Source organism: Hyphomicrobium sp., assembly GCF_019744875.1.
In the GTDB taxonomy this organism is placed as follows: Bacteria; Pseudomonadota; Alphaproteobacteria; order Rhizobiales; family Hyphomicrobiaceae; genus Hyphomicrobium_C.
The window spans coordinates 104,952-124,418 of record NZ_JAIETU010000003.1 but is presented as its reverse complement, the minus strand read 5'-3'; the positions used below and the strand labels follow the sequence as shown (position 1 = coordinate 124,418).

The window sequence follows — 19,467 nt, the reverse complement described above, 5'->3', positions numbered from 1 at the left end:
GAACGAGCCGCCCGTGTTCGACATCAAATGGATCCGAGACAATCGCGAAGCTTTCGATGCGGGGCTGAAGAGCCGCGGTCTCGAGCCGCTGGCTGACAAGCTGCTCGCGCTCGACGATGCGCGCCGCCAGCACGTCACCAAGCTGCAGGATGCGCAGAGCCGCCGCAACGCGGCCTCGAAGGAGATCGGCAAGGCGAAGGGCGCGAAGGACGAGGCGCTGGCCGCCAAGCTGATGGCCGAGGTTTCGGACCTCAAAGAGGTCATCCAGTCGGGCGAGGAGGAGGAGCGGCAGCTCACGAAGGCGGTCGATGACGCGCTGGCCGTGATTCCGAACCTGCCGCGTGAGGACGTGCCGGCGGGTCGCGACGAGAAGGACAATGTCGAGGTTCGCCGTGTGGGCGAGCCGCGCAAGCTCGACTTCGCACCGAAGCAGCATTTCGAGCTCGGCGAGGCGCTGGGCCTCATGGATTTCGAAACGGCGGGCAAGGTGTCGGGCGCGCGGTTCGTGTTCCTGAAGGGCGCGCTCGCGCGTCTCGATCGCGCGATCGGCTCGTTCATGCTCGATCTTCATACGGGCGCGGCCACCGAAAATCTCGGCGGCTACACGGAGACCAATCCGCCGCTGCTCGTGCGCGACGATGCGGCGTACGGCACGGGGAACCTGCCGAAGTTCTCCGAGGATCTGTTTCAAACCACCAACGGCTACTGGCTGATTCCGACGGCGGAAGTCTCGCTCACCAACGTCGTGCGCGATCGCATCGTGGACGAGGCCGAGCTGCCGATGCGCATGACGGCGTGGACGCCGTGCTTCCGGTCGGAAGCTGGCGCGGCCGGGCGCGATACGCGCGGCATGATCCGCCAGCATCAGTTTTCCAAGGTCGAGCTCGTCTCGATCACGACGCCGGAAGCGAGCAGCGCCGAGCACGAGCGCATGACGAACTGCGCTGAAGAGGTGTTGAAGCGGCTCGGCCTGCCGTTCCGCACAATGCTGCTTTGCACGGGCGACATGGGTTTTGCGTCGCGCAAGACGTACGATATCGAAGTGTGGCTGCCGGGACAGGACGCCTATCGCGAGATCTCGTCGTGCTCGGTGTGCGGCGATTTCCAGGCGCGTCGCATGGGTGCGCGCTTCCGCGGGGCCGACGGAAAAACGCAGTTCGTGCACACGCTCAACGGCTCGGGGCTTGCGGTCGGACGCACGCTTGTCGCGGTGCTGGAGAACTATCAACAGGCGGACGGCTCCGTCATAATCCCGGAGGCGTTGCAGCCTTACATGGGTGGCCTGACGAAGATCGAAAAGGCATAGCCTTATCTCTCCCGAACGGGGAGGGAGAAACGAGGACAGCGATGCGTATTCTGGTGACGAACGATGACGGGGCGGGGGCGCACGGGCTCTCCGTAATGCATCAGATCGCCAGGGCGCTGTCCGACGACGTGTGGATCGTCGCGCCGGAAATGAACCAGAGCGGCGCTTCGCATGCGCTGACGCTGCAGGTGCCGCTGCGCTACCGGGAAATCGGAGAGCGGGCCTTCGCTGTGCGCGGAACTCCGGCTGACTGCGTGATCATGGGCGTGAAGCACGTGCTCAAGGACAATCCGCCCGATCTCGTGCTGTCGGGTGTCAATCACGGCGCGAACCTCGCCGAAGACGTCACCTACTCGGGCACCATCGCGGGTGCGATGGAAGGGACCATGCTCGGGTTCCGGTCGATCGCGATGAGCCTGACCATCGGTTTCGATCCCGATGGCAACCAGCACTGGAAAACGCCGATCGAGTATGGACCGCGCATCGTCGAGCAGTTGCTGGCGACCGAATGGCCCGCGATGACGCTCATGAACGTCAACTTTCCCGATCTCGCGCCGGAAGCGGTCGGCGGCATCGCGGCGACGCGTCAGGGGCGGCGGGATCAGGGCGGGCTGCATATCCAGGAACGCAGCGACACGTGGGGCGATCCCTATTTCTGGGTCGGCTTCGAGCGGCGCCGCTCCGATCCGCCGGCGGGCACGGACCTGCGCGCAATCGCCGACGGGCTGATCTCGGTGACGCCGCTGCATCTCAATCTCACGCACGATGCGGCGCAGCAGCAACTCGGCTCGGTGCTGTCTCTTGGAGAGCGAAAGGCGCGTCTCAAGGACGCTGGCTGAGGCGGATTGCGCGCCCTGCATTCGGACTTTTGGCGGCGCGCATTAGCCGCCAAGTCGCCGACATTTCTCCGTCATCGCAGCACAATCGCAGCGTAGAGATCGATCCTGCGCGGACGATGTCCGTAACTGCGACGATCCAAAAAGTTTCGCCGGCACCCGCGCGCGATTGACCTTTCCGACCCGCCGTTAAGGTTCTCTTAACTGGTTAAGGGTTACCTGGAGAGGGTACTCAGGGTGTGTGGCATGTTAAGTTCCGTGCGTAAATGTCATCAATTCGCGTGCGTCGAGCGAACCGGGATCGGGATGATCCTGGCGTCCGCTACGCTATTGGCGGGTTGCAGCGCCGATATCACCAGGTTCGACCTGGGCAATTCCGAGAGCGCGCGCGCCCATTCCGAAAATTCCTACGGGACGACCGGGCGCACGGCGTCCAACGAGTTCGGCTCGTCCGCGTCCTATGATGGATCACGCGGCGGCAGCGACGTGTCGCGCTCCGATCTTCCTCCGCCGCAGGGCTCGCTCACCACGAGCGCCATTTCCCAGGATCAGCGCCCGGGCTACGGCCAGGGCTATGGCCAGCCTCCGCGGCAGCCGTCCTACGATCAGCGTCCGAGCAGCGCACCGGCCTATAACGGCAGCGCCTCGCGTGCGCCGTCGTCCGGCGCTGGTGGTTACGGCAACTCTCAGAACGGTGCGTCGGGCTACCAGAACGCTCCCGCCTCCGGCTATTCCAATGCGCCCGCCTCCGGCAGGGTTCCTCCGCTTGCGTCGCAAGATGCGGGCGCGAAGGGCGAGATGATCGAAGTGCGCCAGGGCGATACGCTTTACGCGCTGTCGCGCCGCCACAAGGTTTCGCTCAACGAGCTGATGTCGCTCAACGGTCTTTCGTCGCCGAGCCTCAAGCCTGGCCAGAAGCTCTATCTGCCCGCGGGCTCCGCAGGCGGCATGGCGGTCGGGTCTGCATCGCAGACGGCGCGTCCAGATCGCGAGATCGACGCAACCCAGCATGCGGCTGCGGCTCCCGCGCGCGAGGCGGTCGATGCGCCTGCCGATTGGACGACGAGCTACACCGTGCGCCAGGGCGACAGCCTCTATGCCATCGCACGCCAGAACGGCGTCAAGCTCGCCGATCTCGAGCGCCATAACGGCATCTCGGATTCGCGCAAGGTGAAGCCGGGTACGGTGCTCAAGCTTCCGGGCAAGGGCGGGGCTGCGCCGGCCGCCGCAGAAACAACGGCGCCTGTCGCTGACGCCACGCCTGCAGCGCGCGCGCCTGCCGCTTCCACGCCGACGCCCGGCGCGGTTCAGCTCGGCGAAGTCACCAACAGCCCGCCGCAGACGTCGTCGTCGCAGCAGCCGACGCTGCTCAACGGCAGCGGTGGAGATCGTGTCGCGAAGGCTGAGACGCCGGGTTCGGCGAACGATGCGGTTTCGCCTGCGAAGACGCAGAATTCGGGTTCCGTGGCCGATACGGGTCGCCTGCGCTGGCCGGTTGCCGGCAAGGTGATCAGCAGCTTCGGCCCGCGCCCCGATGGCACGCACAACGACGGCGTCAATCTCGCCGCGCCCATGGGAACGGACGTACACGCGGCCGAAACCGGCGTCGTTGCGTACGCCGGCGACGAACTCAAGGGCTACGGCAACCTGGTTCTCGTGCGGCACGACAACGGCTGGGTGACGGCCTACGCGCATGCCGACGAGATTCTCGTCAAGCGCGGTGACCGCATCAAGCGCGGGCAGGTGATCGCCAAGGCTGGCCGCACCGGACAGGTGGATCAGCCGCAGGTTCACTTCGAGCTGCGCCAGGGTCAGAAGCCGGTCGATCCGACACCGTTCATGGAACGGCTGTAGTTAGGGCAACGGGCAGCAGGCAGCCGGCAGCGGTCGGTATACGGTGCGCCTGCTGCCTGTCGTCCGCCGCCGTTATATGGCAACCCTGCTGCCTGCTGCCTAGCTCAGCGTTTTGCCAAGCCGTCCCGCCAGATCCTGAGTGAACTGCCAGGCGACGCGGCCCGAACGGCCGCCGCGCGTGATGCTCCATTCGAGAGCGTCGCGGATCAGCTCGTCGCGCGGGATCGCCAGCCCGTAGTGGGCCGCGTAGCTTTCCACCATCGCCAGATAGTCGTCCTGGCTGCAGTTGTGTAAGCCGAGCCAGAGACCGAAACGATCCGATAGCGACACCTTCTCTTCCACCGCCTCGGAGGGATTGATGGCGGTCGAGCGCTCGTTGTCGACCATGTCGCGCGGCATGAGATGGCGGCGGTTCGAGGTGGCGTAGAAGAGGACGTTCTCGGGGCGGCCTTCGATGCCGCCGTCGAGCACGGCCTTCAGCGATTTGTAGCTCGTGTCGTCGCGATCGAACGAGAGGTCGTCGCAGAAGACGATGAAGCGATGCGGAGACGCGCGCAGCATCGCAAGGCACGCTGGCAGGGTGGCGATGTCTTCGCGATGGATCTCGACGAGCTTGAGCCCGGCCGTGCCCGTGCGTTCGCCGGCGATCTCGGCGTGAACCGCTTTGACGAGGCTGGACTTGCCCATGCCGCGCGCGCCCCAAAGCAGCGCGTTGTTGGCCGGCAGGCCGTTGGCGAAGCGGCGCGTGTTGTCGAGCAACTGGCGTGCCGGGCCGTCGACGCCGCGCAGAAGCGCGCGGGGGACCCGGTTGACCTGGGGCACTGGCTGGAAACCGAGGGTGGCCGCGTTCCAGACGAACGCGCCGGCGGTGTCGAAATCGGGCTGTGCGGGCGGCGGGGGTGCCAGGCGTTCCAATGCGGCCGCAATTCGTTCCAGAAGGGCGGCGTGGCGCGTGTCGTCAGTCATGGGGTGCATTGCCTTGGATTTTGGGCCTTGAAATTCGGGGTGTTGGCCGGGTTTTGGGCCGGTGAGCGTCATTTAGTTATGGCGCCGGTGAGGTGCCAGTGTTTCCCGTAGCCCGGGGCTCCCGGGGGGCTCCGCGAGGGTTGCAAACCGGGCGCTGGCCTCTATAGTCGCGGCCGATCTTGGGCGGCGGGCTTGCGGAGGGTATCCTTCGACAAGAACGGCCGCATTTCGTTTCATCACATCACTCAAGACGATCCGACGAGGACCAGTCAACCATGTTCATTACTCCAGCTTTCGCGCAAACCGGCGGCTCGATGGGAGATCCGTTCACGGGTCTTCTCGTTCCGATGCTGTTGATGGTTCTGATCTTCTATTTTCTCGTCATTCGTCCGCAGAGCCAGCGCGCCAAGCAGCACCGTGAAATGATCGAGCGTGTGCGCCGTGGCGACACGGTCGTAACGTCCGGCGGGTTCATCGGCAAAGTCTCGCGCGTGCCGGACACGTCCGACGAGATCGAGATCGACCTCAACGACACCCTCAAGGTTCGCGTTCTGAAGAGCACGCTTCTCGATGTGCGCTCCAAGAGCGAGCCGGTGAAGGATCAGACGGTCACCAAGTAGCCGGTAGCCGCGCCATCCGGCGCGACGGCCCTTAGAAGAACCAAACGCACCGCAAAGGTACGCACTCTCATGCTGCACTTCGAGCGCTGGAAGATCTTCGCGATCTTGGGAACCATCTTCGTCGGCATCCTGTTCGGTCTTCCGAACTTCGTTTCCAAGGAAACGCTCGCGACATGGCCGAACTTCCTTCCGAAGCGGCAGATGCCGCTCGGGCTCGACCTGCAGGGCGGCGCGCATCTGCTGCTGGCGCTCGACAGCAAGGAGCTCGAGAAGGACTGGCTGTCCAACCTGCGCGAAGACGCACGCAAGACTTTGCGCGACGGCAAGATCGGCTTCTCCGCGGTCGGCGCCACGGCCGACGCGGTGCAGGTTCGTCTCGTCAAGCCCGAGGATACCGATCGGGCGCTCAAGGACCTGAAGAAGCTCGTGCAGCCGATCGGCAATACGATCCTCGGTACGAGCGGCAACGACATCGAGGTCTCGAAGGGCACAGAGCCCGGCCTGATCATCCTGAAGCCGACGGCCTATGGCCTGCAAGAGCGCATCTCGCATGCGACGGCCGCTTCGATCGAGACGATCAACCGGCGCGTCAACGCACTGGGCACGTCTGAATCGACAGTCGTGCGCCAGGGTAGCAACCGCATTCTCGTTCAGTATCCCGGCCTCACCGATACCGCCCAGCTCAAGGAGCTGATCGGCAAGACGGCTAAGCTCTCGTTCCACGCCGTGCACCCGACGGTGACGGCGGAGGAAGCCAAGCTGACGCGCCCGCCGATGGGCTATCGCGTCTACCCGGCCGATGAGAAAGAAGCGGCCGAGGGCTTCCCGGCCTCTTACGTGCTCGCGGAGACGGCCGTCGTGCAGGGTGACGACCTCGTCGACTCGCAGCCCGGCTTCGATCACCAGACCAACGCGCCGATCATCAGCTTCCGCTTCAACCAGTCGGGCGCGCGCAAGTTCGGCACGTTCTCCAAGCAGCACGTTGGCGAGCCGTTCGCCATCGTCCTCGACGACAAGGTGATCTCGGCGCCGGTGATCCGCGAGGCGATCCTCGGCGGCTCGGGCCAGATCTCGGGCAACTTCACGGTCGAAAGCGCAAACAACCTCGCGATCCAGCTGCGCTCAGGCGCGCTGCCGGCGAAGCTCACCATCGTGGAAGAGCGCACGGTCGGTCCGTCGCTCGGCGCCGACAGCATCGAGGCGGGCAAGCTTGCGGGCTACGTGGGCATGGCGGCCACCGTGGTGCTGACGGTGCTCGCCTACGGCACGTTCGGCGTTTACGCGGTGCTCGGCCTGCTCGTGCACGCGATCATGATTCTCGCGCTGATGTCGGTGATCGGCACGACGCTGACGTTGCCCGGCATCGCGGGCTTCGTGCTGACGATCGCCATGGCCGTCGACGCGAACGTGCTCATTTACGAACGCATGCGAGAGGAACTCCGTGCCGGGCGAACGCCGATCTCGGCGATCGAGGCCGGCTTCCAGAAGGCATTCATCACCATTCTCGACAGCCAGCTCACGACGCTGGCGGCTGCCGTGATCATGTTCTGGCTCGGCTCGGGTCCGATCCGCGGCTTCGCCGTCACGCTGACGCTCGGCATTTTGACGTCCGTGTTCGCGGCCGTCACGGTGACGCGCCTCTTGGTCGCGATGTGGGTCAAGAATGCCAAGACCAAAGGCACGCGCAGTCTCAGCGTTCCGATCTAGCGCTAGTCTCTCGCGCGCCGGTCGCTAGCGTCCGTCGCGCCGTGCCGAAACTGCTTGTCTAATCCGGATCCGTTCCGGACTTCGAATTGAGAAGGTGACCCGATGTTCCTCGTGCCTGACTTCAAGGGAATCGACTTTTTCCCTCACGGCACCCAGTTGCCGTTCATGAAGTTCAAATCCCTGTGCGTCGGGCTTTCGCTGGTGGCGATGGCGTTGTCGCTCGCGATCATCATGGTCAAGGGGTTCAACTACGGCGTCGACTTCAAGGGTGGCTCGCTCATCGAAGTGCGCGCGAAGTCGGGACACGCCGACATCGGCAAAATGCGCGACACGTTGGGCGCGCTCGGGCTCGGCGACGTGCAGATCCAGAGCTTCGGCACGGATGCCGACGCGCTGATCCGCATCGAGCAGCAGCCGGGCGGCGACGATGCCCAGCAGGTGGCGGCTACGAAGGTGCTGGAAGCGCTGGGCGGCGATTTCGATCAGCGCCGTATCGAGGTCGTGGGACCGGCCGTTTCGAGCGAGCTGCGCATGACGGGCCTGATCGCGGTGCTGGCCTCGATCGCGGCGATCGTGATGTACGTGTGGTTCCGGTTCGAGTGGCAGTTTTCGGTGGGCGTCGTGCTCGGCCTCTTCCACGACGTCCTGGTGACGGCCGGCATCTTCTCGTTCTTCCAGCTCGGATTCGATCTCTCCATCGTGGCGGCGCTGCTCACCATTCTCGGCTATTCGGTCAACGACTCCGTCGTGGTGGCGGACCGCATCCGTGAGAATCTGCGCAAGTACAAGAAAATGCCGCTGACCGAGCTTCTCAACCTTTCGATCAACGAGACGCTCTCGCGCACCATCCTGACCGGCGTGACGACCATCGCCGTGCTGCTGGCGCTGTTCTTCCTCGGCGGCGAGGTGATCCAGAACTTCACGTTCGCCATGCTGTTCGGCGTCTTGATCGGCACCTACTCGTCGATCTTCATCGCCGCGCCGGTGATCGATTTCCTCGGCATCAAGCGCGACTGGAGCGAAACGCCGGCTGCTGCCAAGACGGGTGGCGGCGGAGCGACAGCCGCTCGCCCCTAGTGTAGAGAGGCCGGGCCATGGAGGCGCGGGCCCATCTTCCGATCCAGGTTCCGATCGAAGCCTACGGCAACGGCGGCTTCCGCTTCGGCGGCATGAGCCATCGCGGATCGGTACTGTGCCTGCCGAGCGGGATCTGGGACTGGCCCGTCGGCGCGATGTCCGAGCTTGAGCCCGAAGCGCTCGCCGACGTGTTCGCGGCGGGAAGCGCCGTTTCACTCCTTCTTCTCGGGACTGGACCGACGCTGGTTGGCGCGCCGCGCGCGCTTCGCGCTGCGTGCGAGGCCGCGCATGTCTGGATCGATCCGATGGATACGGGTGCTGCCGCGCGCACCTACAATGTGCTGCTTGCGGAGGGGCGTCCGGTGGCGGCAGCCTTGATTGCCGTCGCATGACGCCCGCTCGCGCGCGCGCTTTACGTTGGCGCTGAGATCGAACTGAGATCGACGTCCGGATGACCGAACCCATCGCAGATGCGCGCCCCACCGACCGCGAGGTTATTGACGCGGCGCGCTCGTTCGATCGTGACCGCTATCTCTCCGCGCTGCTGGCGCCGGCAGATGCGCGCGCCGATCTGCTCGTGCTTGCCGCGTATCTTGGTGAGATCAAGCGGGTTCCGCTCCTCGCGCGGGACGCGGCCATCGGCGAGATCCGGCTTCAGTGGTGGCGCGATGCGCTTTCGTCGGACGCGGCCAGCGGTCATCCGGTTGCGGACGCCATGCGTGACGTGGCGCGGCGGAGGCGGCTCGATCCAGACCTGCTGGGGCAGCCCATCGAAGGCTACGGGCGGGAGCTTTACGAGGATGGCGTCGAGGATGCTCATGCGCTTGCCCACTATGTCGAGGAGACGGAAGGCGCTGCCTTTCAACTTGGGGTGGCCATCCTGAAGGGCAGCGCGGCGCAGTCCGTGGCGAGATGCGGCGAAAACGCGGCAAGGGCGCTCGCCCTGACGCGGCTCGCCCTCACACTGCCACAGCATCTTGTGCATGGTCGGTTGCCGGTTCCGGGCGATCTCGTGCGCCGGGCGCGCGATCCTCGCGGATGCGGCCTGGAGGACGCGCGCAGCGCGGTGCGGACGCTCACGGACGAGCTGGCGCGCGATGCCCGCTCGGCGCTGTCTCGGTTGCGTGCCGAACGTCCGGGTATCGACGCAAACGTGTTGCCCGCTGTGTTGCCGGTTGCCCTGGTCGAGCCGTATCTGGCGGCGACGCTGAAGCCGGGGCGGGACGTGTTGGCCGGTGTCGCGGACATTTCGCCGCTTTCACGTGTCATGAGGCTATGGTTCGCTCATTGGCGGAGGCGCGTGTAAGCCGCGCCCGCGGGCGAGCGTCCGATGGGAGCCATGAATGCTGCGATCCCTTGCGCCACTTTTTCTGGCTGCCGTGCTGGCCGGCGGTTGCGGCGCCGTGCTCGCTCAGGGCAACGATGTGCCGGTCGACGGCTTCGAGCAGCGGTCTCCGGATGCGCCGTCCGATGCGCCCGATCTTGGAGAGACGCTTCCGGGAGTGCCTGCTGGCGATGAGCCGGCCTTCGAGGAACCTGTGCTCGAAGAGCCGGCGCTGATCGATCCGCCGGCGGTGTCTCCGCAAGCGGCTGACCCGTCAGCGCCTAGTGCGTCCACACAGGGTTCGCCCACTCCTGATCCTTCCACGTCCAGTCCGCCCGCCGCCGAACATCCGCCGGCTGCGACGCCGGGCACCGAGCGCCCGTCGTTTGCGGAGCCGCAGCCGGGTGCACCCGCGGCCGCACCCGATGGCCGGGTGACAGGGCCTCAGTTCCCCGGTGCGCCGCTGGACGCGCACGCGCCTCCCGGCTCCGCGCCGCTCGGAATGGACGATCTCGTCACCATGGCGTCCGCCGAGATCGAATGGCGCGTCGAGAATCCCTTCCGCCTGTTCGTCGATCCGAAAGACACCGAGGTCCATCGCGCGACCTACCTCGAGCTTTCGCCTGAGCAACGGCGGTCCGCGCCGGTGCTCGCGGCCGAGCACGCGCTCTCGCGCCGCCATGAGGCAGGCTGGGCGGAGACCATGTACAGCAAGACGTGCTGGGTGAACTCGCGCAACCGCTACGTCTGCCCGAATGGCGACGACTACATCAATCCGAAGCAGCACCGCGTCGTTCTCAGCCTCAAGGGCGTTCCCGAACGGGATGTGGACTGCCGCTGGATCACGGCGTCGCTGCGCGAAGGCGATGGCGGCGAAAGCCTGCTGACGCGCCCTTGCGGCGAGCCGGTGCTGTTCACGGCGCCCTATCCGTCGGGGCTCTCGGTGCGCGTCGAGATCGGTGGCATCACCGTCGCCTCGACCGAGGTGAAAGTGCGCGACATCTTCGTGGTCGGCCTTGGCGACAGCTTCGGATCGGGCGAGGGCAACCCGGATGTGCCGGTGCGGTTCTCGCCGGAGCGGACGATCGAGTACGGCAAGGGCGGCGGATCGGGCTCGTTGAGCGGCTATCCGGCTCGCGTCGGTCCCTGGAAGCAGGTGGGCGACGATGCGTTCGTGAAAGAGAATGCGCGCTGGCTGGATCAGGCGTGCCATCGCTCGCTCTACTCGTACCAAACGCGCGCGGCACTCGAACTCGCGCTCGAGGATCCGCATCGCGCGGTGACGTTCGCGGGCTTCGCGTGCTCGGGCGCCGAGGTCACGTGGGGCATGTTCCTGCGCTATAAGGGCAACGAGTGGGTGCCCAATCCGCCGGATCTTTCGCAGATCTCGGCGGCGGCGGATGCGCAGTGCGGGCGGCGTGAGGCGCCGACGCAGGACATGCCCGAAGCCTATCACATGCACGGCGTCATTCCGGAGCTGCAGGGCGGGCTCGTGCTCTCGAAATGTCCGGCCGATACGGCGCGCAAAATCGATCTGCTGCTGATGTCGGTCGGCGGCAACGACATCGGTTTCGCGCGCCTTGTCGCGAATGCCGTGCTTTCGGATCAGTCGCTCGTGCGCAGCCTCGGCGGCTGGTTCGGACAGGTGCACGGCAACAAGGAGAGCCAGGAGCTTCTGACGCGGCTCGATCAGCGCTACAAGGCCATGAACCGCGCGCTGCACGGCATCCTGCACATCCCCTGGGAAGAAAGCGACCGCGTGATCCTGACCGGATATCCGCCGTTCGCGCTGCTCGACGACCGGGGCGCGATGTGCGCCGACGGGTCGGCGGGCATGGACGTGTTCGACGAATTCTCGATTACGCAGAAGGCGGCGCTTTCGAGCGGGTGGCTGGCCGACAAGCTCGATCAGATCATGAAGTCCAGCGCGGCGCTGCACGGCTGGACCTTCGCCTCCGAGCACCAGAAAACGTTCGTCGGCCGGGGTATCTGCGCGGGGCATACGAACGGGCTCGGGCCAATGGTGGACGATCTGCGTCTGCCGCGCCGCCAGGGCAATGTGTGGGAGCCCTACAATCCGGCGCTCTTCCAGCCCTATGCGGCGCGGCGGCGCTGGTTCCGCACGCCGAACGACGCCTTCCTAACCGGCAACTTCCATGTGGCCGGCTCGGTGATGCAGAAGGTTCTCAAGCTGCAGAGCTTCTCGTGGTTCCAGGTGCTGCTGGCCGCAACCTACTCGGGTGCGTTCCATCCCTCGGCCGAGGGGCACGCGGCGATTGCGGATGCTGTCGTGGAACGGGCGCGCGGCGTGCTCGCGCGGCATGGGCAGACATCGGCCGCGGCGGCTGCGGCAAACGACACGCCCTAAGCTGAGCCGCCCGGGCTTCTTACTCCGCTGCTTCGAGCTACTCGGCTGCTTCGCTGCCGAACTGCAGTTCGGAGAGACGCGCGTAAAGGCCGTTGCGCTGGGCCAGCTCGCGGTGCGTGCCGCTTTCGACGATGCGGCCCTTGTCGATCACCAGGATGCGGTCGGCGGTCTGCACAGTGGAGAGGCGATGGGCGACGACGATCGTCGTGCGTCCCTTCGTCAGCGTGTCGAGGGCGCGCTGCACGGCGACTTCGTTCTCGGTGTCGAGTGCGCTGGTGGCCTCGTCGAGGAGCAGGACGGGAGCGTTCTTCAGGATGGCGCGGGCAATCGCGATGCGCTGGCGCTGGCCGCCTGAGAGCGATACGCCGCGCTCGCCGAGCCGCGTGTCATAGCCGTTCGGGAGTGCGCGAATGAAGCCGTCGGCCTGGGCCGCGACGGCGGCGCGGACAACGTCGGTTTCGGATGCGTTCGGCGTGCCGTAGCGGATGTTCTCGGCGACGGTGTCGGCAAACAACGCGACATCCTGGGGCACGAGCGCGGTTGCGGCGCGCAGCTTGTCGAGAGCGACAGTGCGGATGTCGATTCCGTCGAGGCGGATCGTGCCGGAGGTCGGATCGTAAAAGCGCAGGATGAGATTGAGGATGGTCGACTTGCCCGCGCCCGAGGGGCCAACCAGCGCCACGCGTTCGCCGGGTGCGACGCGAAACGATACGCCCTCAATGGCGGGCGCGCCGGGGCGGCCGGTGTAGGCGAAGCGCACGGCGTCGAATTCGATGTCGCCCTTGACCGGAACGGGAAGTGGAACCGGGTTGGCGGGCGATTTGATTTCAGGCTCGATGGTGAGGAATTCGGTGATGCGTTCGGCGGCGCCTGCGGCTTGCGTGGTTTCGCCCCAGACCTCGGAAAGTTCGCCAAGGGCGCCCGCCGCGAACAGAGCGTAGATCACGAACTGGCCGAGGCGGCCGGCCGTGATTTCACCGCTCAGAACCGAGGCCGAGCCGTACCACAGCACGCCGACGATGCTCGAGACGACGAGCAGAATGACAAGGCCCGTGAGACCGGCGCGGGCGCGCATGCGGTCGCGGGCGGCGGAGAACGAACGCTCGACGGAGGAGGCGAAGCGCGCGGCGACCGCGTCCTCGTGGCCGAAGGCCTGCATGGTGCGCACGGCGGAGAGGTTTTCCGCGGCATAGGCGGAGGCTTCTGCCAGCGTATCCTGGGCGCGGCGAGAGAGGCGCCGGACCATGCGTCCGTAACCGATCAGCGGCAGCACGATGACGGGAATGGCGATGAGGACCAGGAGCGACAGGCTCGCGCTGGTGACGATCATCATGGCGAGCGCGCCAATGAGCATGATCACGTTGCGCAGCGCCTGGGAGATGGCTGTGCCGGCCGCGGCTTTCACCTGCGTCGTGTCGGCCGTGAGGCGGCTCATGACCTCGCCGGAATGCGTGCGCTCGTAGAAGTCGGGACCGAGGCGGGCGAGATGGGCGAAGACGTCGGCGCGCAGGTCCGCCACAACGCGCTCGCCGATCCAGTTGACGAGGTAGAAGCGCGACGCGCTGGCGATCGCCAGCACCACGCCGATGGCGATCAGCATCATGAAATACTGATCGATCATGGCGCCGTCTTTGTCGCCGAAGCCGTGGTCGATCATGCGCCGGACGGCGGTCGGCACGGCGAGCATGGCCATGGCGGAAATGACGAGGGCGATACCGGCGCCGGCCAGACGTGCGGGGTGGCGGGCCAGGTAGGGGCGCAGCGCCATCAGCGGGCGCAGGGAACGGCGGCTCGCGGCAGTCGCGTCGGCTTCCGACGCGGAACGGTCTGCCTGGTCGGGCTTGGCGGCCGCAGGGCTCTCACTCGGACTCAAAGTCTCAATCTCTCGAATTAGGCGTTTCCCGGCCGCAGCTTAAGGTGTCTGCTGTTATTTTGACCATGCTCGACATTCGGCCCCGGCGTCAACGATTTGCCGCCCGGGTGCGCGCATTGCCACGGGGGCGCAAAAGGCGGCGCGGGGGACGCTGAGGCGGCTACCGGCCGCCATTAAGTGGTTCGCTTTGCCTCGTTTTTCGATGCTTGTGCACACCAGGCATCTCGACTATAGAAGCGCATCCAGAAATTCGGGGCCGTGCCGGTGTCGGGCATACCGCCACCAATTCGGGGGCGTTTGCGCACTTGTCGCGCCGCTAGTCCGATAGGCCCCATTTGAGCGAGCACGGTTATGAAAAAAGACGGCGATCTGCATCCGGACTACCATCAGATCACGGTGAAGCTGACGGATGGTTCGCAATTCGTCACGTATTCCACCTACGGCAAGGAAGGCGACGAGCTGACGCTCGACATCGATCCCAGCTCGCATCCGGCATGGACGGGCGGCGATCAGCGCCTGATGGACCGCGGCGGCCGTCTGTCGCGCTTCAAGAAGAAGTTCGAAGGCTTCCTCAAGGAGTAGTCGCCTTCGGTGCGGTCGATGCGCGCGCCCTTTGGGCCTGCGCGCATCATCGCCATCCGGCGGTCTTCTTGGACGGAACAGAAAAAAGGCCCGGCATTGCCGGGCCTTTTTGCATTTCGGATGCGTTGAGCGTCGATCGCTCAGCGCTCAGCTCGCGGCGGCGCGGCGCGGGCTCGCGGCGAACGCGCGCTCGAGGTTGCTGATCTGGGTGGCGACCGCATTGACCTGTGGGACGTCTTCGACGCCGGGTTGGGCGGGCAGCATCGCGCGGTCGAGCTGGACGATGCGATCGTGCAGCATGAAGCTCGCGTCGATGAGATCCCTCAGTCCCTGCGGGAGCTCCGCAAATCCCTTGGTGTGTGCTGGGCGGCCGAGCGTCTGAAGCTTCACGCGTGCGCGCTTGGCCTCGGCCTGCTCGGCGGTGATTTCGCCTTCCTTGAGGGCCCGCCGGATGAGAAGCCACGACGCGAGTTCGAGAAGCCGCGTCGTCAGACGCATGCTCTCGGTGGCGTACAGAACCGTAACCTGGCTGGGGAGGCCCTTGGATTCGCGGCGCCCGTCGCCGTCGAGGTAGGCGGCTGCGCGCTCAACGAGCGCCATGCCTTCCGTAAACACTCGATCGAACTGTTCGGATGCCTGGAAACGCTCTCCGAAGGAGACCGTTTCGCCCTTGGACGAAAAGAGATTTTCTACGCGGGAACCGTTGCTCATGACACGCTTCGATACAAACGCCTACACATTGGACACCTTAGCATCGGCAGATCCTAAGAGACCATAGTTAAGAAAGTTGGCCAAAAACGAGACGAAACGATGCGTTGGCGCCGTTCGTCCCCCGATGCCTGAACCTATGCAAGAGACGCGCCGAAAAAAATGAGCCGCCTCACGGCGGCTCAGAAGTCAACAGGGAGGCGTCAAACAGGGTGGCTAGGCACCACCCCAGGATCCAGTGATCTGGATGACGGGAAGCATACGCTCCGTTCCCTAACGAATGCTTAAGTGTTGTCGCTTTCGAATCGATGCCGCGTTCACGATGAGGCACGCGGCGCGGTAAACGCGCTGCTCCAACTTGGCACACGTCCAGAGGTCCGCGCGAGACCCGGCGCGCCCGTTTACATATGCGGTGTCAGGAAAGGACGTCGGGGCGCGACACGAGCAGCTTGTCGATGCGCCGGCCGTCGAGATCGACGACCTCGAAGCGCCATCCGTCCTGCTCGATGGCTTCGCCCGTCTTCGGAATGTGCTGCAAGTGGGCGAGCACGAGGCCGGCGGCCGTCGCATAGCCGCGCTTCTCCGGCAGGACCAATCCGAACTGAGCGGCCAGCTCGTCCACCGGCATGGATCCGGACACGAGCCACGAGCCATTGGCGCGCTGGACGGCGTTGGGCTCTTCGCCCTCGGACTTGAACGCGCCGACGATGGCTTCGAGCACGTCGGCCGGTGTGACAAGGCCTTCGAAGTGGCCGTACTCGTCATGGATGAGCGCGATCGGAACGTCGGCCTCGCGCAGAATGCCGAGCGCATCGAGGGCATCCATCGTTTCGGGGATGATCGGCACCTTGCGGATGTAGGAGCGGATTTCGAGGGGGCGTCCGGCGAGGATGGCGGCCAGAAGCTCGCGGGCGCGCACGACGCCGATCAGGGTATCGATCGTGCCTTCGCCGACCGGAATGAGCGAGTGGGGTGTTTCGATGAGCTGCTGCTTGATGTCGTCTTCCGTGGTGGCGACGTCGATCCAGTCCACGTCGGTGCGCGGCGTCATCAGGCCGATGACTGTGCGGTCGGCGAGCCGCATGACGCCGGAGATCATCTCGCGCTCGTGGCTTTCGAGCACGCCGGCTGCTTCGGCCTCCATGATGACCATGGAGACTTCTTCGTTCGAGACCTGCGACTGGTGCTGCTCGGCCTGGCCGAAGATGCGGAACACGAGGCGGGTGGACGCGTCGAGCAGCCAGACGGCGGGACGTGCGATGCGCGAGAACGCGATCATCGCCGGCGCGACGGCGCAGGCGATGACTTCGGAATTCCGGAGCGCCAGGTTTTTCGGCACAAGCTCGCCGACGATCACCGAGAGATACGTGATGACGGCGATCACGAAGCTGTAGCCCAGCGGCACGGCGATGGCTTCTGACAGTCCGGCATTCTGCAGCGCGGCGCTGGCGTACTCGCCGAACGTTTCGCCGGAGTATGCGCCGTTGATGATGCCGATGAGGGTGATGCCGATCTGAACGGCGGAGAGAAAGCGGCCCGGATCCGACGAGAGCGCGAGTGCGCTTTTCGCGCCATTTTTGCCCTGGGCGGCCATCGCTTTCAGGCGAGGCTGGCGGGCGGAGACGACGGACAATTCGGAGAGCGCAAAGAGGCCGTTCAGAAGAATGAGGCCCAAGACGATGAGAAGGTCGGTCACGGTGTTTGCGGCCGACCGGGGTCGAGGCCACTCCAATGTTGCGAAGCCGGCGGATGCTATCGGCACATTACCTAGAGGTCAATGTGCCGGGACTTTGCCGCATCGCGCAAAACAGTTGGTCTTCGCAGAGTCCGTTGCTGAGACGTTGGTGCATGTTGTTGGCGGATGCGAGATTTCGCGCGCGCCGATCAAGTATATGAGGTCGCGCGACGCGCCCGAGATCTTGTCTGCGGGGCGGATTCCCTATGGTGGGCGACCTAAGTTTTTTGAATAGTGCCGCGGCGGCCGTTTCATGGGCGCGCTTTTTTCCAAGCTCGGCGGTCACGCGTTCGATCTCGGCGGTGAAGGCGGCAATGCGATGCTCGAGCTCGGCCACGGACAGCGTTTCGAGGTTTTCGCCCACGGCGATGGATTTCGCCGCTGCGGGCCGAACGTCATCCCAGTCCATGGCTTCCTCCGCGTCTCTGTGGTGTTCGCGTCTTTGGTGATCGCGCGCCTCCCGCGGGGACATGTCCCGCGCCCCGGAAGGTGTCATGTCCGGCGCCTTGTCTCAAGTCGCTCGCTCGGGCAGGAATGGGCGCTCAATTCCGCCAGGAGACCACGCTGATGTCCGCAACACCGCAAACCATGACTGCCATCGCCATTCAGGGAAAGGGCGGTCCTGACGTTCTCGTGGCGGAAACCCTGCCGGTGCCGGCGCCGGGCGCGGGGCAAGTTCTGATCAAGGTTGCGGCTGCGGGTGTGAACCGTCCAGATGTTCTACAGCGCAAAGGGCTCTACCCGGCGCCGAAGGGACATTCGGAGCTGCCGGGGCTCGAGGTGTCGGGCGTCGTCGCCGCGCTCGGTTCGGGTGTGAGCCGGTGCAGGATTGGCGCTCGCGTCATGGCGCTGCTCAACGGCGGGGGCTATGCGGAGTACGCCGTCGCCGACGAGGTGGCGACGATGCCTGTTCCCGAAGGACTGTCGATGGTGGAAGCCGCGGCCATCCCGGAAACATTCATGACGGTCTGGCACAACGTGTTCGAGCGCGGCGGCCTCGTCAAAGGCGACTGGTTTCTCGTCCATGGCGGCACGAGCGGTATCGGTGTGACGGCGATCCAGCTTGCGGTGGCGTCAGGTGCGCGGGTGATCGCGACGGCGGGATCGGCAAAGAAGTGCGAGGCGTGCCTCGCGCTGGGAGCGGATCGTGCGGTCGACTACACGGCCGAGGATTTCGTCGAGGTCGTGAAAACCGCAACCGAAGGCCGGGGCGTGAACGTGATCCTCGACATGGTCGGCGGCGATTACGTGGACCGCAACATCCGCTCGCTCGCCGACGACGGGCGGCTCGTCAACATTGGCTATCAGTCGGGCTCGAAAGTCACCGTCGACATGATGCGCGTGATGCTGAAGCGCCTGACGCTGACCGGCTCGACGTTGCGCATTCGCCCGACGGAAGTGAAGGGCGCGATTGCGCGCGCCGTCGAGGAGCGGGCGCTGCCGTGGGTCGCGAAGGGGCTCGTCAAGATCCCGATTGACAGCACGTTTCCGCTCGCGAACGCCGGAGACGCGCATGCGCGCATGGAGAGCAGCCAGCACATCGGCAAGATCGTGCTGACGGTCGAATAGAGGCGAGCGCGGCATCTTTCACCAGGCGAGTACGCTCGTCTTTCACCAGGCGAGTACGCCCATAGCGGCGATGGGGCGGATGTCGCCCGGGAACAGTTTCGCGAGCCCCGCATCCGTCAGGCCGCCGCCTTCGACGTGCACGCCGCTGGCAATGAAGACGCTGTCGATGCCGGCGCGGGCGGCGCCTGCGATGTCGGTGCGGATGCCGTCACCGATGGCGAGGACGCGCTCGCGCGATACCGGTTTCGATTTCAGCGCTTCGATGTGGGCGAGCGCCATGTCGTAGATCGGAACGTGGGGCTTTCCGGCGTAGGTTACGGTGCCGCCCAGGGCTTCGTAAGCGGCTGCCAAGGCGCCCGCGCAGTAGACGATCTTGTCGCCGCGCTCGACGGTGAGGTCCGGGTTGGCGCAGACCATCGGCAGGTTGCGGGCGGCGAACCCGGTCAGCATTCCGGCGTAGTCGTCCGGGGTCTCGATCTCATCGTCGAACAGGCCCGTGCACGAGACGGCGACGGCGTCTTCGGCGCTGCCCAGGGTCATGTCGAGCCCGTCATAGAGCGGCAGGTCGCGTTCGGGGCCGAGTGGAAAAACGGGCTTGCCCGCATAGACGCTGAGCAGCGTGCGCGCCGCGTCGCCGGAGGTGACGATGCTGTCCCAGGCGAAGCGGGGGACGCCGATGCGGTCGAGCTGGGCGGCGACGCTGGCGGCCGGGCGCGGAGCATTCGACAGCAGCAGCACGGTGCCGCCCGCCAGGCGAAACCGGGTGCAGGCATCGCATGCCGAGGCGAACGGCGCGACGCCGTTGTGCATCACGCCCCAGATGTCCGTGAGCCAGACGTCGCGGCCCTCGGCGAGGGCGGCGATGGAGTCGATGATCGGGATCGGAGTGGTGCGTGAGGCTTGCGTTTCCATGCCGCATCGGTAGCCGGTGCGGTAGGCTTC

At 65.6% G+C, this 19,467-nt stretch carries 17 protein-coding genes; 11 read left to right on the top strand and 6 right to left on the bottom strand.

All coding sequences use genetic code 11. From position 1 onward, the window contains the following. The first annotated feature begins 13 nt into the window (after positions 1-13). From serS to K2Y42_RS07430, 3 genes are all read left to right on the top strand, one after another. Positions 14-1,306: a serine--tRNA ligase gene (gene serS, locus K2Y42_RS07440; RefSeq protein WP_291150585.1), complete on the top strand. Its 1,293-nt coding sequence runs from the start codon at positions 14-16 to the stop codon at positions 1,304-1,306. A gap of 41 nt (positions 1,307-1,347) precedes the next feature. Continuing rightward, complete coding sequence (surE, locus tag K2Y42_RS07435) at positions 1,348-2,145, top strand: 5'/3'-nucleotidase SurE (protein WP_291150583.1); 798 nt, start codon at positions 1,348-1,350, stop codon at positions 2,143-2,145. A gap of 303 nt (positions 2,146-2,448) precedes the next feature. Further along, on the top strand, positions 2,449-3,996 hold the full coding sequence (locus K2Y42_RS07430) for a peptidoglycan DD-metalloendopeptidase family protein (RefSeq protein ID WP_291150582.1): 1,548 nt from the start codon (positions 2,449-2,451) through the stop codon (positions 3,994-3,996). Between the two features lie 99 nt (positions 3,997-4,095). On the opposite strand, the gene K2Y42_RS07425 is transcribed toward K2Y42_RS07430, so the two are convergent. Further along, on the bottom strand, positions 4,096-4,962 hold the full coding sequence (locus K2Y42_RS07425; protein ID WP_291150580.1) for an ATP-binding protein: 867 nt from the start codon (positions 4,960-4,962) through the stop codon (positions 4,096-4,098). A gap of 275 nt (positions 4,963-5,237) precedes the next feature. Here K2Y42_RS07425 and yajC point away from each other — a divergent pair, with 275 nt between their 5' ends. From yajC to K2Y42_RS07395, 6 genes are all read left to right on the top strand, one after another. Next, positions 5,238-5,582 carry a preprotein translocase subunit YajC gene (gene yajC, locus K2Y42_RS07420; protein WP_291150577.1) on the top strand — a complete coding sequence of 115 codons (345 nt, stop codon included), beginning with the start codon at positions 5,238-5,240 and terminating at the stop codon, positions 5,580-5,582. Between the two features lie 69 nt (positions 5,583-5,651). After that, positions 5,652-7,289, top strand: a complete 1,638-nt coding sequence (gene secD / locus K2Y42_RS07415) for a protein translocase subunit SecD (RefSeq protein ID WP_291150575.1) — start codon at positions 5,652-5,654, stop codon at positions 7,287-7,289. A 102-nt stretch (positions 7,290-7,391) separates the two neighbouring features. After that, positions 7,392-8,366: a protein translocase subunit SecF gene (gene secF, locus K2Y42_RS07410; RefSeq protein ID WP_291150573.1), complete on the top strand. Its 975-nt coding sequence runs from the start codon at positions 7,392-7,394 to the stop codon at positions 8,364-8,366. A gap of 17 nt (positions 8,367-8,383) precedes the next feature. Further along, on the top strand, positions 8,384-8,758 hold the full coding sequence (locus K2Y42_RS07405) for an MTH938/NDUFAF3 family protein (RefSeq protein WP_291150570.1): 375 nt from the start codon (positions 8,384-8,386) through the stop codon (positions 8,756-8,758). Between the two features lie 59 nt (positions 8,759-8,817). Beyond that, the gene (locus K2Y42_RS07400) at positions 8,818-9,672 is read left to right on the top strand and encodes a squalene/phytoene synthase family protein (RefSeq protein WP_291150569.1); all 855 of its coding nucleotides are present in this window, start codon (positions 8,818-8,820) and stop codon (positions 9,670-9,672) included. A gap of 37 nt (positions 9,673-9,709) precedes the next feature. After that, positions 9,710-12,058 (top strand): hypothetical protein, encoded by a 2,349-nt coding sequence (locus K2Y42_RS07395; protein ID WP_291150567.1) that lies wholly within the window; start codon positions 9,710-9,712, stop codon positions 12,056-12,058. A 37-nt stretch (positions 12,059-12,095) separates the two neighbouring features. Here K2Y42_RS07395 and K2Y42_RS07390 read toward each other — a convergent pair whose 3' ends face one another. Further along, complete coding sequence (locus K2Y42_RS07390) at positions 12,096-13,838, bottom strand: ABC transporter transmembrane domain-containing protein (RefSeq protein WP_291151427.1); 1,743 nt, start codon at positions 13,836-13,838, stop codon at positions 12,096-12,098. Between the two features lie 444 nt (positions 13,839-14,282). Between K2Y42_RS07390 and rpmE the strand changes: the two genes are divergently transcribed. Then, entirely contained in the window at positions 14,283-14,513 is a 231-nt protein-coding gene (gene rpmE / locus K2Y42_RS07385) for a 50S ribosomal protein L31 (RefSeq protein WP_291150565.1), read from the top strand. A 147-nt stretch (positions 14,514-14,660) separates the two neighbouring features. Here the strand turns inward: rpmE and K2Y42_RS07380 are convergent, their stop codons facing one another. The 3 genes from K2Y42_RS07380 to K2Y42_RS07370 form a co-directional block, all read right to left on the bottom strand. Further along, positions 14,661-15,224 (bottom strand): DUF1465 family protein, encoded by a 564-nt coding sequence (locus K2Y42_RS07380; RefSeq protein ID WP_291150563.1) that lies wholly within the window; start codon positions 15,222-15,224, stop codon positions 14,661-14,663. Positions 15,225-15,636: 412 nt separating this feature from the next. Next, positions 15,637-16,917: a hemolysin family protein gene (locus K2Y42_RS07375; RefSeq protein WP_291150561.1), complete on the bottom strand. Its 1,281-nt coding sequence runs from the start codon at positions 16,915-16,917 to the stop codon at positions 15,637-15,639. 67 nt (positions 16,918-16,984) lie between these two features. Next, positions 16,985-17,365 (bottom strand): DUF1192 domain-containing protein, encoded by a 381-nt coding sequence (locus K2Y42_RS07370; protein ID WP_291150560.1) that lies wholly within the window; start codon positions 17,363-17,365, stop codon positions 16,985-16,987. Positions 17,366-17,523: 158 nt separating this feature from the next. Between K2Y42_RS07370 and K2Y42_RS07365 the strand changes: the two genes are divergently transcribed. Further along, positions 17,524-18,525 (top strand): NAD(P)H-quinone oxidoreductase, encoded by a 1,002-nt coding sequence (locus K2Y42_RS07365; RefSeq protein WP_291150558.1) that lies wholly within the window; start codon positions 17,524-17,526, stop codon positions 18,523-18,525. A 42-nt stretch (positions 18,526-18,567) separates the two neighbouring features. Here K2Y42_RS07365 and K2Y42_RS07360 read toward each other — a convergent pair whose 3' ends face one another. Then, positions 18,568-19,437: a TIGR01459 family HAD-type hydrolase gene (locus K2Y42_RS07360; protein ID WP_291150556.1), complete on the bottom strand. Its 870-nt coding sequence runs from the start codon at positions 19,435-19,437 to the stop codon at positions 18,568-18,570. Positions 19,438-19,467: the final 30 nt, after the last annotated feature.

Coding starts and splice junctions, on each gene's coding strand:
- surE (WP_291150583.1), top strand. CDS start 1,348: ATGCGTATTCTGGTGACGAACGATGACGGGGCGGGGGCGCACGGGCTC.
- K2Y42_RS07430 (WP_291150582.1), top strand. CDS start 2,449: ATGATCCTGGCGTCCGCTACGCTATTGGCGGGTTGCAGCGCCGATATC.
- K2Y42_RS07425 (WP_291150580.1), bottom strand. CDS start 4,962: ATGACTGACGACACGCGCCACGCCGCCCTTCTGGAACGAATTGCGGCC.
- yajC (WP_291150577.1), top strand. CDS start 5,238: ATGTTCATTACTCCAGCTTTCGCGCAAACCGGCGGCTCGATGGGAGAT.
- secD (WP_291150575.1), top strand. CDS start 5,652: ATGCTGCACTTCGAGCGCTGGAAGATCTTCGCGATCTTGGGAACCATC.
- secF (WP_291150573.1), top strand. CDS start 7,392: ATGTTCCTCGTGCCTGACTTCAAGGGAATCGACTTTTTCCCTCACGGC.
- K2Y42_RS07405 (WP_291150570.1), top strand. CDS start 8,384: ATGGAGGCGCGGGCCCATCTTCCGATCCAGGTTCCGATCGAAGCCTAC.
- K2Y42_RS07400 (WP_291150569.1), top strand. CDS start 8,818: ATGACCGAACCCATCGCAGATGCGCGCCCCACCGACCGCGAGGTTATT.
- K2Y42_RS07395 (WP_291150567.1), top strand. CDS start 9,710: ATGCTGCGATCCCTTGCGCCACTTTTTCTGGCTGCCGTGCTGGCCGGC.
- rpmE (WP_291150565.1), top strand. CDS start 14,283: ATGAAAAAAGACGGCGATCTGCATCCGGACTACCATCAGATCACGGTG.
- K2Y42_RS07380 (WP_291150563.1), bottom strand. CDS start 15,224: ATGAGCAACGGTTCCCGCGTAGAAAATCTCTTTTCGTCCAAGGGCGAA.
- K2Y42_RS07370 (WP_291150560.1), bottom strand. CDS start 17,365: ATGGACTGGGATGACGTTCGGCCCGCAGCGGCGAAATCCATCGCCGTG.
- K2Y42_RS07365 (WP_291150558.1), top strand. CDS start 17,524: ATGTCCGCAACACCGCAAACCATGACTGCCATCGCCATTCAGGGAAAG.
- K2Y42_RS07360 (WP_291150556.1), bottom strand. CDS start 19,437: ATGGAAACGCAAGCCTCACGCACCACTCCGATCCCGATCATCGACTCC.